This window comes from Burkholderia torrens (assembly GCF_984668525.1).
In genome coordinates this window covers 1,137,968-1,150,404 of sequence record NZ_OZ480212.1, presented here as the reverse complement: position 1 = coordinate 1,150,404, position 12,437 = coordinate 1,137,968, and the positions used below count along the sequence as shown (strand labels likewise).

The following is a 12,437-nucleotide window of genomic DNA, read 5'->3' as shown; positions in this document are numbered from 1 at the left end:
GCGCTAGCCGCCCTGCTTCGCCTTGCCGGTCACGAGCCCGACCTGCGACAGGTCGAGGCGGCGCAGCAGGTCGAGCACGTCCATGACCTTCTGGTACTGCACGGCCGCGTCGCCCTTCAGCACGATCGGGAATTCCGGATTGGTTGCCTTCTCGGTGCGCAGCCGGCTTTCGAGCTCGTCCATCGTCACCGGGTACGCGTCGAGGAACACCTGCCCCGAATCGGCGACCGTGATCGCCTTCGTCTTCGGCTTCGCGAGACTCGCGGACGAGCTCGCCTTCGGCAGGTCGACCTTGATGCCCTGCACCGACGCGGTCGTCATGATGATGAAGATGATCAGCAGCACGTACGCGAGGTCGAGCATCGGCGTGATGTTGATGTCGTCGTACGGCTTGTCGTCGTCCTGAACCTGCATGGTGGTCTCCTGCGTGCGGTCAGTCGGCCAGCACCGCGTGATCGGGCGCGCGATGGGCTTCGGCGAGGCGCGTGACGAATTCGTCGACGAACACCTGCATGTTCGCCGTCACGTTCTTGTTGCGGATCAGCAGGTAGTTGTAGCCGAACAGCGCCGGAATCGCGACGAACAGGCCCGTGACGGTGGCGAGCAGCGCGGCCGCGATACCCGGTGCGATCGCGTTCACGTTCACGTCGCCGGCCGCCGCGATCGCCGCGAACGTGATCATCACGCCCACCACCGTGCCGAGCAGGCCGAGGAACGGGCCGCCCGAGATCGCGATCGTCAGCAGCACCATCGATTTCGACAGCCGCTGGTTCTCGCGCACGAGCGTCGCGTCCATCGACGCGCGGATCGCCTCGATCGATTCGGACGTGATCACCGTGCGGCCGTTGCCGTCCACGCGGCTGTGGATTTCATGCACGCCGGCCTTGTACAGCCGGTACAGCGACGACTGGTACAGCCGGCGGCCGTCGGCGCTCGCTTCGTCGACATGCGCGAGACCGACCAGGTGGCGGCCGGCCACTTCGCGAAAGCGCTGCACGAAATACTGGTTGGCCTTGTCGACCGTGCCGACGTAGCGCGCCTTCGTCCACATCACGATCCACGACACGAGCGCCATGCCGAGCAGGATCGTGATCACGACCCACGCGTCGACGGTCACCGACTGCACGATCACGCCGAAGTAGCCGAAGCCGAAGCCCGACTGCTTCTCGTCGGCGCCGTACGCGACGAGCTTCGATTCCGAGCCCTGCGCGAGCGCGTCGACGGCGATCGCGGCCGGCGAGCGTGCGATCTTCGACAGGCGCAGTTCGTCGAGTGCACCCGAATAGGCAGCGAAACCGGCCGGCGCGCCGCCGACGTCCGCGCCGATCGTCGCCGCACCGTTCAGCGCGGGCAGCGTCGCCGCGACCTGCGCGGCCTGCTTGCCGTTCACGTAGACGGTCAGGTTCTTGCCGTCGGCCGTGACCGCGAGGTAGGTCCACTGGTTCGCGGCGACCGGCGGTGCGGCCGGCGTGCGCACCGGCGCCGGATTGCCGGCCGCGCCGGCGACTTCCGCGAACGGCACGCCGTTGTCGAGGCCGATCAGCAGCGCGTTCGCGCCGTCACGACGGCTGTACAGCAGCGTGTTCGCGGCCAGCGCCGACGGCTTCACCCACGCGCTGAACGTGAAGCTGCCGCCGGCCGGCACATTCAGCGACGCGCTGGCAGGCAGCGTCAGCGAACCCGTACCGTCGAACCGCGCGCCCTTGCCGACGATGCCGTCCTCGACCGTGCGGAACGACGCGTTCTGCGCGTGGTTGCCGTACGCGGTCGCATCCTTCGGCGGTCCGCCGGCCGCGCCGTTGAAGTGGTAGACGAGCGTGTAGTCGGCATCGAACGTCTCGGCCGGTCGGCCGCCGTCGGGCGCCTTCTTGTTGCCGTAGTACATCCAGATCGACTCCGCGGCGCCGGCCGGCATCTTCGGCACGTCGACCCAGATCAATGCGACGCCGAGCACGGGATCGTATTGCTCGACGTGGAAATTCAGCGGCGTCTTGTCGTCGGCGGCGACGAAGCGGATGTCGGCGCCGTTGTCGGCCAGCCCGTCGAACTGGAAGTTGCCGGAATGCAGGCGGATCAGCAGCGGCACGCGGCCGGCCGACTCCGCCAGGTTCGCGCCTTTCGCGCTCGCGTCGATCGTGATCGCCTTCCGGTACGACCAGTCGTTCTGCCACCATGCGTTCGCGATGCCGGGCAGCACGCCGAGCATCACCGCCAACAGGAAAAACAAGACTCGCTTCACGATCCACTCCCCGAATGGGCGGGCGCCGCGCTCGTCGCATCGCCCCGCCACGATAGAAAATCCGTCAGAACCCCAGCCTCACGTAGAAATCGAACCGCGGGCTGTACTGCCGCGTATAGACGCCCGCCTTCAACGGCCAGCCGGCCTCGAAATCCGCGCTGGCGTACTTCATCAGCTGCAGCCGCGTGCCGACGCCGACGCTCATCAGGTTGAAGCGCGACGTCTGCTCCGGCAGCGGGCTCAGCAGCCACAGGTGCGCCGCGTCGAAAAATGCATGGAAGCGCCACTCGTTCAGGCGGCTGCCGACCGCGCCGCCCAGCCATTTCGCGAGCGACGGGCTGCGCAACTCGAGCGACGCGATCACGCCGCTGTCGGCCGTGTTCTCGGCCTGCATGTAGCCGCGCACGCTGTTCATCCCGCCCGCGGCGAACTGCTCGCTCGACACGAGCGGCGAGTTCGAGATCTGTGCGTTCACGTGCGCATTGGCCTGCATGTCGTTCGCGAAGCGCTGCGTGTGGTTCACGTCGAACTTGCCGTACACGAAATCGGGCGTCGCGTTGTAGCGCTTGTTGTCCCATGCGCCCCAGTCGCTGCCGAGGCCGCGGATGTTCGTCGTCAGCGACGCGGAGAACGAAGTCTGCGAATTCTTCAGGCTCAGCTGGCCGTTGTACGACAGCGTGACCGGCACGTACGTGAGCGGTGCCGTCGAGCCGCCCTGGCCCGGCAGCGACACGTCTTCGTCGTAATGCTTGCGGTCGATCTCGATGCTGACCGAGTGCGCGTAGGTCTCCGTCGCCGGCAGCGAATAGATCGCGGTGAAGCCGTACGTGGTGCCCTTGCCGAGCACGTTGGTGTTGCCGACCGATGCGACGTTGCTGTCCGAATGCACGACCGTCGCGAGGAAGCTCCAGCGCGAATCCTTGATCGGCGCGAGATACGAGAACGCGTAGACGCGCGCATCGTTCGGATGCTGCGGCGCGATCACATAGGTGCCGGAAATCACGTGGCCGAGCTGCCAGAGATTCGAATAGCTGAGGCTCGCGGTCGTGCGCAGCGTCGACGTGCCGGGGCTGTTGTCGTTGTTCAGTTCAAGCGAGCCGTGCAGCGGGCTGTGATCGTCGACCTTCAGGTCGACGTCGACCGTCTGCGGCAGCGCGCCCGGCTTCAGCACCGGAATCACCTGCCGGTCCGCCGAGCGGTTCAGGTCGGTGAGCTGCTGCTGCGCCTGGTTGAAATCGGGCACCTGGCCCTCGGCCAGTGCGGGCACCGCGTCGCGGATGTTCTGCGGCGAGTTGTACTTCGCGCCGTCCACGCGCAGGCGACCGACTTTCGCCTCGGTCACCTGCAGCAGGATCACGCCGTTCTTCACCTGCTGCTGCGGCAGCTCGACGACGACCGACTGGTAGCCGCGATCCTGGTACGCCTTCTGCAACGCATCGCGGGCCGCATTCACGTCGGCGAGCGTGCGGCCCGGCCCTTCGTACGGATACACGGCCTTCTCGATCTCGAGCGCCGGCAACGTCGTATTGCCGCGCACCACGAAGGCATTCACGTCGAACGACTGCGGCGCGGCCGGTGCCGCCTTCGCGGCCGGCGCGGCTTCCTGCGCATGAATGCCCGGTGCGACGCTCAACCCTCCGGCCAGCACGGCGCCGGCCAGGCATCGGCAATTCAGCCGCCATCGTTCGCGTGACTTGCGGTCTACTCTCGGCGGCATGCGCCATTCCCCTTTGTTGTTCCGGATCGCAGCGAAGCCGCACTGCACCAGCCGCTCGCTCCGCTATCAGTTGCCTGTTTCACTTTGATGACTATTGATTCGCCATCCTTATCATGAACTGCGCAATGCTTTCTTCTACTGCCGATCCGAACTCAGCCGTGATACGTCAGCGAAGCCTGCACACCGGCCTGGAAACCGAACTGCGCCATCGCGAATTGCATCAGCGTATCGACACACGTCGCGAGCGATGCACTGCCGGTATCGATCGCGAGATCGGCTCGCACCGGCGGTTCGTACGGCGCCGAAACGCCCGTGAATTCCGGCAGCGCACCGCGTCGCGCCTTCGCGTACAGCCCTTTCGGATCCCGCGCCTCGCAGCAGGCCAGCGTCGTGCTCACATACACTTCACGAAAGGCCGGCCCCACGATCGCTCTCGCCGCATCGCGCATCGCCGCGAGCGGCGAAATGACCGCGACGATCGCCAGCGCGCCGGATTCGCTCGTCAGTGCCGCGACTTCGGCGATGCGCCGCACGTTCTCGAAACGGTCCTGCACCGTAAAACCGAGGTCCCGATTCAGCCCGGTCCGCAGCCGGTCGCCGTCGAGCACCACCGGATGCACGCGCCGGTCGCGCAGTCGCGCCGCCACCGCGTCTGCCAGCGTCGTCTTGCCCGCGCCCGACAACCCCGTGAGCCACAACACGCCGCCGGCCCGTTGCGGCGACACGCCCCGCCATGCGCGAGCCACGTCTACCGATAAGGACGAAACGACCTCTTGAAACCCGCAACGATCGTCGTTCATCACGCGTGCTCCACCGCCTTTGCGGGTTCGTCGTCCTCGCGCGGACGCGTCTGCCAGAAGCCGCCCTGCATCGTCACGATCGACGGCGTCTCGGCCCATTGGTGCGGGCTCAGGATTTCGGCACGCCGCACGTCGGGGATCACCTGCACGTCGAAGATCTCGTCGACGCCGTTGAAGAACTGCAGGATGCCGAGCACGTCGCCGGTGTTCGCGTCGAGCGCGGCGACGCCCGCGACCAGCCCATCCGATTCGCTTTCGATCGGCAACCCCTGCGGACCGCGCTTGTCGCGCAGCTTCGACAGCCCAACGAACAACACGCCGCCGTACTCCGCGAGACCGTGCGTAAAGCCCGGCAGCTTCGCGAGCACGTGCCGCGCGCCGGACTGCGGATCGATCTGCAGCACGTGGCCGCGGCCGCCTTCGAGCACGTGCAGGCGCCCGCCGATCACACGCGGCGAGTGCGGCATCGAGAGCCCCGAAGCGACGACCCGGCCGGACGGCACCTCCATCACGATGCCGCTGCCGGCCATCCCGCTGCGCCAGCCGAACGGCTCGTTGCTCATGCCGAGCGCCGTCGCGAACCGCACCTTGCCGTCGGCGAACGCCATGCCGTTCAGGTGGCAGCGATCGTCCGGCGTGGTCTCCGTCACGAACGGCGGCTGCCAGATCGGCGTGAAATTGAAATAGCCGTCGATCACGCTGATGCAGGAATAGCGCGTGTTGACCGCGAGCAGCACGTGCTTGTCGAACGCCATGTCGTGCAGGTCGAGATCGCCCGTGTAGTAGGACATGCGCGGCACGAACATCGCATCGTAGTGATCCGGGCGGGCCGGATAGTGCGGCGCGAGCGTCGACACGTTGGCGAATACCATCAGCTCGTGCATCGTCGCGACCGCGAGCCGCTTGCCCGACACGGCCATCCCCATCGAGCGCGGCAACAGGCACGCGGACAGCGTGGGCACGCCGTCGTCGACGCCGATCACGGCCACGCCGGACGGGCGGCGGCTCACGGCAAGCGAGCACCCGAGCGCCTCGAGCACCTGCAGGAAGCGCCCCGTGTCGCGCAGGTTGATGACCGGCGACAGCGCTTCCGCCTGCCGCGCCGATACGTCGTCCGTCGGTGCAGCGCCTTCGCCCGCCGGCCGGGTTTCCTCGAACTGTTCCACTGTCATGCACCTGTCGGCTTCACGCCGCCTGATGAGAAAAAATGTGCGCGCTTGCGTGCTCCCGCCCGCCGGCCCGACACACGCGCATCGGTCGCGAACGGGGCCACGCGCGACGCACCAAGTCGCAGCTCCCACCTACCTAGACGGAACGAAGCGCGCATTGCCGCAATGTTTTTTTCGCGTGACGTCGACCGATCCGCCGGCACCGGCGAGCGGTCGACGCAAGCGGCCTGCAATGCGCGCAGGCGCTCCCTCGCGCGAGACTCGCGAGACGCGGCGCATGACCTTGCGTGCCCCCCTTTTTCGTATACGTTTCGTTGCCTGGCCGACGTGCACGCGAAAACGCGGCCGGCCAGCGTGCGGCCCGACAATCCTCCGGTTTCAACCGGGAAGTTTTTGTGACATTCCGCTGAAGATATTCACGAAACGCTCGCGAAAACACGGCACGCGTTCGCGCGAAACCCACGCGGGACCGTTTACACCGCACCGCGGCATCGCGAGCACGCGCGAAATCCTGCGGTTTTCGGCTGCCCGCTTCGTCCTAGCTATTGAGAACGAAACATGTCAACGACAGGACACGCCATGTCATTCGCCACGATGCTCGTACGGTGGCTCGCCGGACGGCTGGCCGGCGCCGCCGGAATGCCGGGCCGGCTGCGGCCGCGCGCCGCTCATGCCGCGTCGGATCCGCCGCTGCGCTGGCGCACGCCGTGGCTCGCGTGGCAGCTGCTGTCGTGGTCCGTGCTCACGCTGCTCGCGCCGCCGATCTGGATGATCGGCACGCTGCTGCTGATCAATTCGTCGAGCGACCAGCCGCTGTTCTGGGCGCTCGCGATGGCGATCGTGCCCGTCGCGAACGGGGTCGCGATCGTCGCGACCAACCAGCGGCATCACCGTGCGCCGTTCACGCAGCGCCCCGCGATCGCGGCGCACATGTTCGCGATCGCGATGACCGTCGGCTGCACGCTGTTCGTGCTGCTGCTGTGGCGCTCGCACGCGATCGGCGACCTCGTCGGCCCGCTGGCGGCCGACGGCATGCGTCCCGCGACGCTCGCGTGCTGGGTCGCGGGGCTCGCCACGCTGTTCGGCGTCACGTCATCTGCGCATGCGAGCATCGCGCATGCGTGGCTGGCGTTCGAGGTGTGAGCGCGCCGCGCCGACACTGCGGGGGCACGCGGATGCATCGATACGGGGCAGGCAGGACAACGCACGCACGGCGCGAACGCGGCATCGCGATCGTGACGGTGCTGCTCGTCGTCGCGCTGGCGGCCACGCTCGCGGCCAGCGTGCTGTGGCGCCAGCAGGTCGCGACGCGCGACGTCGAGAACCAGCGGCTGGCGACGCAGACGATGTGGATCGAACGCGCCGCGGTCGAGTGGGCACGCGCGACGCTGCGCGCGCAAAGCGCGACGTCGAACGTCACGTTCGCCGGCCAGCCGTGGTCGGCACCGGTCGCCGACGTGCAGCTCTCGGACCTGCTGCCGTCCGACGCGCTGGCGGTCAACGCGGAGTTGTCGCGCGCGTGGATCTCGGGCAGCGTCGAGGACGCGCAGGCGCGCTTCAACCTGACGAACCTCGTGTCGCGTGTCGCGCCCGGCAAGCCCTGGCAGTCCAGCGGCGAAGGCGTGCTGGCGTACCGGCGCCTGCTCGTCCAGCTGTCGCTCGATCCCGCGCTCGCGCAACCGACGGCCGACTACATGCTGCGCTCGCTGCGCGACGCGAACGGCCCGGGCGGCTGGCCGCTGCAGCTCGTGTCGGTCGACGATCTCGCGCGTATTCCCGGCTACGACGCACATGCGATCGACGCGCTCGCGCCGTTCGTGACGATCCTGCCCGACCTGACCGTCGTCAACGCGAACACCGCGGCCGAACCCGTGCTCGTCGCCGCGATTCCGACGCTGTCGCCGAGCCAGGCCAAGCGGCTCGTCGACCGGCGCGCGACCGCCTACTTCGTCAGCACCGGCGACATCGCCGAATACCTGCTGCCGGCGCAAGGCGGCAACCCGACGCTGCCGGACGGCTCGGCCGTCGGCGTGAACAGCGGCTATTTCATCGTGCACTGCCGCGTGCATTCGGCACGGATCAACGCACGCATCGACACGCTGATCGCGCGCTACGGCAGCGGCAATTTCGCGTGGACGTCGGTCATCTGGGTGCGGCGGCTGACGAGTTGAAGCCGGATGCGGGCCGGGCCGCCAACGTGCGATCGGCGCCCGCTAATTCAGCGACGATTCACTCAACGTCACCGGTCGCGGGCCCTGCGCCGCCGCATCGAACGTCAGCCGCGTGAAGCTCGTCTCGCGCACTTCGCCGAGCAGCCGGTTCCAGTCGTCGATCGACACGAGCAACGCGATCGGCCGGTTGTACTTGGTGACCATCACGAGCGCCTCGCCCGCGTGCCGCAGCGCCTTCGACGGATTGCTGCTGAAGTCGCGCGTGGCCATCGCGATCGTGCGCAGGCTGAACACGTTCGCGGCCGGATCATCGCCGTCCTCGTGCATCAGGCGCTCGAGCGTTGCCGCGCGCAGTAACGCCTGCGACTTCGCGGACAGCCGGTTGTCGCGGCGCCGGCGCCGCTCGCTGCGCGGGTCGACGTGCACGGCGAGCATGTGCACGATCTGCCCCAGCGTCGCCGCCGGCAACTGGTCGTAGCGCGCCCACCACTCCGGCGGCAGCGCGATCATCATGCCCGCATAGGTGGCCGTCACGCCGTCGGCGATCAGCGACGGCAGGCGGTCGACGTCCCGCGCGTCGAGATCGAGCGCACCGCCGACCACGCGCGCCATCACGCTGAACGCGTTGTATGCGAAGGCGGCGATCCCGCACGCCAGCAGCGCCGCGCGCGCGGGCACGGCGCCGAACAGCGCACCGCCCGTGACGGGCTCGAGCGGCAGCGGCAACGCGTCGCGCCAGCGCCGGCGCGACAGCGCCACGACCTGCGGCGCATCGAACCGCTCGGCCGGCAGGTCGGTCAGCAGCGTGACGATGTCGCCGGGCGTCTCGTCACCGTGCCATTCGATCCGCCGAAACGCGCCCGACACGCCGCCTTCGCCGGCCATCCCGACGGACTGTTCGCGAACGCAGCCGCCGCCGAACACGCCGGCTTCCTGCCAGTCGCCAAGCGGCCGGCATGCGGCCGAGCGGCCGTATTCGCGCAGCACGAATGCGCCGCCGCGGCGCGGCCAGCCGGACAGGATCGCGTCCGTATCGAACCGCCCGTCGACGATCCACAGCTCGCCGGGCCGGACCGTCTCGAGCAGCGCGCCGACGAAGGCACGCTCGTGCGATCGGCCGCGTTCGCAAGGCAGCAGGTCGACGATCATCCCGAGATCCGGATCGTAGACCGGCAGGACGCGCACACCGCCCGCCGCCGCATCGCGCGCGGGGTCGTCGCACGCACGCCCGCAGCCGCAACCGTCGGCCCGCGGTGCGCAGGCCTCGCCGAACCCGTCCAGCACGCGCAGCCGCATCCCGTCGACTGCGCGCGCGCCGTCGACGCGGCACACCGACGCGACCGGCAGCAGCAGGTCGACGCTGTCCCTGGCCAGCGCGCGCCCCCAGCCCGAGCGCCACCGGCTCATGCAATCGTGCAGCGCCGTCACGGCCGCGCCCAACCCCGGCGCGACGGCCGCGGCGGCATCCGGCGTCGGCTGCCACGCGGCAATCGCGGCGATCGCGCCGACGGCGACGGCAAACAGCGCCTCGCGGATCGACTCGCCGTCGGGCTCGTCGCCGGCATCCGCCGCGGCACCGCCCCAATCGTCGTGCAGCGCGCATTGCAGCACGAGCCGCGCCATGATCGTCATCGGGCTCTGCTCGACAAAGCGTTCCACGATCGTGCGCATCATCGGGATACCCCACACTGTCTGGTTGATCGCGCGGGCCGCCGCGACGGCATGCGCATGCGTGCGTCGCGATGCGTTCGCTCTTGACGGCGCGCCGGCGACACCGCAGCATCGTGGGCGACCCGATCCGCGCGACGCCGCGCCGTCGCGACGGTCCGCCCGCAATCGATGCACGAGGCACCGGCATGTACGTAGATCCCCGCGTGGCGCACGGCCGCGCCCGGTTCGACCTGAGCGGCTCCCCGAGGCTCGTCGCCGACGAGCGCCGCTGGGAGATCAGCGACGTCATCACGCGCGGCATCGACGATTTCACGGGCGTGCGCAACCGCCGCAACCTGATGCGGCTGCTCGAGCGCCAGATCGCGCCGAAGCTCGCGCGCCTCGGGCTCGAACCGTACGTCGGCGTGCTCGGTCATGCCGAAGGATTGTTCGTCAATTTCTCGACGATGAGCGCCGAGCACGGGCTGCGCGAATTCCAGCTTCAGCTGACGGTGCCCGACCTCGTGCTGCGCAGCTTCGCATCGAACGTGATCCGGCCGCACGCGGTCGCGCGCTGCATGCAGCGCAATGGCGTGATGTCGCTGGCGGAAATCGCGCATGAGACACGCATCGCGTTCGTCGCGGCGCGCGTGATGCGTTCGCTCGCGCTCGCGGAAGGCTGGCAGCAGATCGGCGTGCCGACGCCGCACGGGCTGTTCGTCGGCACGCTGACCGATGCGGACGATGTCGCGATGAACACCTATTTCCGGCCCGGCGACAACGATCGGCCGTCGCGCTGGAGCGGCTTCTCCGCGCTCTTCTCGACGATGCCCGACTGGCGCCCGGAACAGGTCCGGCACGGCGGCGAATTGCTGCAATGGATGGTCGGCCATATCGTGTCCCTGCAAGAATCCGCACCGTTCGTCGAACGCTTTCCGTTTCTGCGTGAGCCGCTGCGCGACGCCGGCGATCCGCTCGACGCCGCCTGGAGCGCCGCACACGGCGGCCACCGTGCGTGAACGGCGATCCGGAAGCCCGTTCAGGCTCCCGGTCCCGGTCTCCGCCTCTCGGCCCCTCTGCACGGCCCCCTCGCTCTCTCGTATACAAGGTCGAAGCGGGCCCGGCTAACCCGCAGACTTTCTTGCGCTGCCCGTGCGCGGGTCAATGCGTGCGCGTCGACCCGGCCGTCTCGCCGGGCTCCTGGCGGCCGACCGTCTCCAGCACGGCCCACATCCAGATCAGTTCGCGGACCGTGCGCGCATGCTCGTCGCTCTGCGCGCGCCAGCGCCCGAAAGCGTCGCGTTCCTGCTCCGTCGTGTCGCCGGCGCGCAGCCACAGCAGCCAGCGCACCGCGCCCTCGCGGATCGCGTCGGCGCGCGTGTCCGCGTCGCCGCAATCCGACTCCCGTTGCAATTCGTTCATGATCACGCCACCGCCCGAAGCTCATTCGACACACCTTCCCCACCCCACGCATCGCTGCGCGGCCGGGGCGCTTGCCACCCACGCCTCGGGTCCGACGACGCCCCGCCGGGCCATCGCGAACGACAGCCCGGCGTTTTGCCGGCCCTCATGGATAAAGTCGTATCGAAGGGCCGTAACCCGCAGCGCGAGCGGCCCCGAAGCAGGCGACCGCGCGGCCTGGCGGAGACAGGAAGAACGGGAAGGAAGCGGAGGACGCGGGAAACCGCGTCAGCTCAGCAGCACGATGTTGCCGGGCAGGCGCGTGATGTGCGCGCCGTACAGGCGGCCGACCATGTTGATCACGTCGTCGAGCCGCGTGATCGGGAACTGCGCCTGCATCCGGTTCGCGCCGAGCGACGCGCTGCGCAGGATGACCTTGCCGCGCCGGTAGCGGTTGATCTCGTCGACGACGTCCGACAGCGGCACGCCGTTGAACACCAGCATCCCGCGCCGCCACGCGCTGACGGCGCCCGGATCGATACGCGACACCGGCTGCACGCCGCGATCGTCGTAGACGACCTGATCGTCGGCGTTCAGCGTGCGTGCGCCGTGCGGATGCTCGAGCGCGACCGTGCCGGACAGGCAGGTCACGCAGACCTGCGTGCCCGTGCGCCGCACGTTGAAGCGCGCGACCGTCGCCTGCATGCGGCCGCCGCCCGCCACCACGGTGACGGGCTGGATCGGCGTCGCACGGCCGGCCGGCGGTGCGGCCGCGTCGATCTCGGCCTCGCCCGCGACGACTTCGACGCCATGCGCGGCATCGCTCGCGGGCAGCACGTCGAGACGCGTCTGCGTATTCAGTTCGACCGTCACACGCGACGACAGCGCGACGCTGCGCTGCTCGCCGGTACCGGTGTGGTAATCGGCCGCGATGTCGCCGAGCGACGGCCACAGCTGCATCGGCGGCCGCACCGCGAGCCATGAAGCGCCGGCCGCGACCGCGAAGCCGATGAACGCGCGGCGCCCGGTGCGCATCGTGCGTTCGCGCTTTGCAACATCTGCCCAGGCAGCAGCCGTGCGCTCCTCGTGCGCGAGTTCGGTCGCCGCCGTGCGCAGCGAGCTCCACGTATCGCGCAGCAGATCGGCGGCTTGCGGACGATCGGCACACCAGCGCTCGAACGCATCGGCTTCGGCCTGGCCCGCTTCTCCCGAGCGCAGACGCAGCAGCCACGCACTCGCTTCGTCGAGTTCGTCGTGGGCAGGTTGGGCCTGGGCTTTCGTCATCGTCCG

Annotated in this window: 11 protein-coding genes; 3 read left to right on the top strand and 8 right to left on the bottom strand. The window is 69.0% G+C overall.

The features are described 5' to 3' along the window. Positions 1 to 3: 3 nt before the first annotated feature. From AC5LXX_RS21410 to AC5LXX_RS21390, 5 genes are all read right to left on the bottom strand, one after another. Positions 4 to 414: an ExbD/TolR family protein gene (locus tag AC5LXX_RS21410; RefSeq protein ID WP_027780971.1), complete on the bottom strand. Its 411-nt coding sequence runs from the start codon at positions 412 to 414 to the stop codon at positions 4 to 6. 19 nt (positions 415 to 433) lie between these two features. Further along, entirely contained in the window at positions 434 to 2,239 is a 1,806-nt protein-coding gene (locus tag AC5LXX_RS21405) for a DUF2341 domain-containing protein (RefSeq protein ID WP_493413042.1), read from the bottom strand. 64 nt (positions 2,240 to 2,303) lie between these two features. Continuing rightward, positions 2,304 to 3,956 carry a ShlB/FhaC/HecB family hemolysin secretion/activation protein gene (locus tag AC5LXX_RS21400; protein WP_493413041.1) on the bottom strand — a complete coding sequence of 551 codons (1,653 nt, stop codon included), beginning with the start codon at positions 3,954 to 3,956 and terminating at the stop codon, positions 2,304 to 2,306. A 152-nt stretch (positions 3,957 to 4,108) separates the two neighbouring features. Further along, positions 4,109 to 4,681 (bottom strand): adenylyl-sulfate kinase, encoded by a 573-nt coding sequence (cysC, locus tag AC5LXX_RS21395; protein ID WP_493413040.1) that lies wholly within the window; start codon positions 4,679 to 4,681, stop codon positions 4,109 to 4,111. A 74-nt stretch (positions 4,682 to 4,755) separates the two neighbouring features. After that, a complete protein-coding gene (locus tag AC5LXX_RS21390) occupies positions 4,756 to 5,928 on the bottom strand; it encodes a TIGR03032 family protein (RefSeq protein WP_493413039.1) in 1,173 nt (390 codons plus the stop codon). Positions 5,929 to 6,504: 576 nt separating this feature from the next. Between AC5LXX_RS21390 and AC5LXX_RS21385 the strand changes: the two genes are divergently transcribed. Together AC5LXX_RS21385 and gspK are read left to right on the top strand one after the other, a co-directional pair. After that, entirely contained in the window at positions 6,505 to 7,068 is a 564-nt protein-coding gene (locus AC5LXX_RS21385) for a hypothetical protein (RefSeq protein WP_493413038.1), read from the top strand. A 32-nt stretch (positions 7,069 to 7,100) separates the two neighbouring features. Beyond that, complete coding sequence (gene gspK / locus AC5LXX_RS21380; RefSeq protein ID WP_493413037.1) at positions 7,101 to 8,096, top strand: type II secretion system minor pseudopilin GspK; 996 nt, start codon at positions 7,101 to 7,103, stop codon at positions 8,094 to 8,096. Between the two features lie 42 nt (positions 8,097 to 8,138). Here gspK and AC5LXX_RS21375 read toward each other — a convergent pair whose 3' ends face one another. After that, a complete protein-coding gene (locus AC5LXX_RS21375; protein WP_493413036.1) occupies positions 8,139 to 9,770 on the bottom strand; it encodes a transposase in 1,632 nt (543 codons plus the stop codon). A 182-nt stretch (positions 9,771 to 9,952) separates the two neighbouring features. Between AC5LXX_RS21375 and AC5LXX_RS21370 the strand changes: the two genes are divergently transcribed. Continuing rightward, positions 9,953 to 10,765, top strand: coding sequence for a hypothetical protein (locus tag AC5LXX_RS21370; protein WP_493413035.1), 813 nt, complete (start codon positions 9,953 to 9,955; stop codon positions 10,763 to 10,765). 142 nt (positions 10,766 to 10,907) lie between these two features. Here the strand turns inward: AC5LXX_RS21370 and AC5LXX_RS21365 are convergent, their stop codons facing one another. Both AC5LXX_RS21365 and AC5LXX_RS21360 read right to left on the bottom strand, forming a co-directional pair. Beyond that, positions 10,908 to 11,168 carry a FecR/PupR family sigma factor regulator gene (locus tag AC5LXX_RS21365; protein WP_493413034.1) on the bottom strand — a complete coding sequence of 87 codons (261 nt, stop codon included), beginning with the start codon at positions 11,166 to 11,168 and terminating at the stop codon, positions 10,908 to 10,910. Between the two features lie 267 nt (positions 11,169 to 11,435). After that, positions 11,436 to 12,431 (bottom strand): FecR family protein, encoded by a 996-nt coding sequence (locus AC5LXX_RS21360; RefSeq protein WP_493413033.1) that lies wholly within the window; start codon positions 12,429 to 12,431, stop codon positions 11,436 to 11,438. Positions 12,432 to 12,437: the final 6 nt, after the last annotated feature.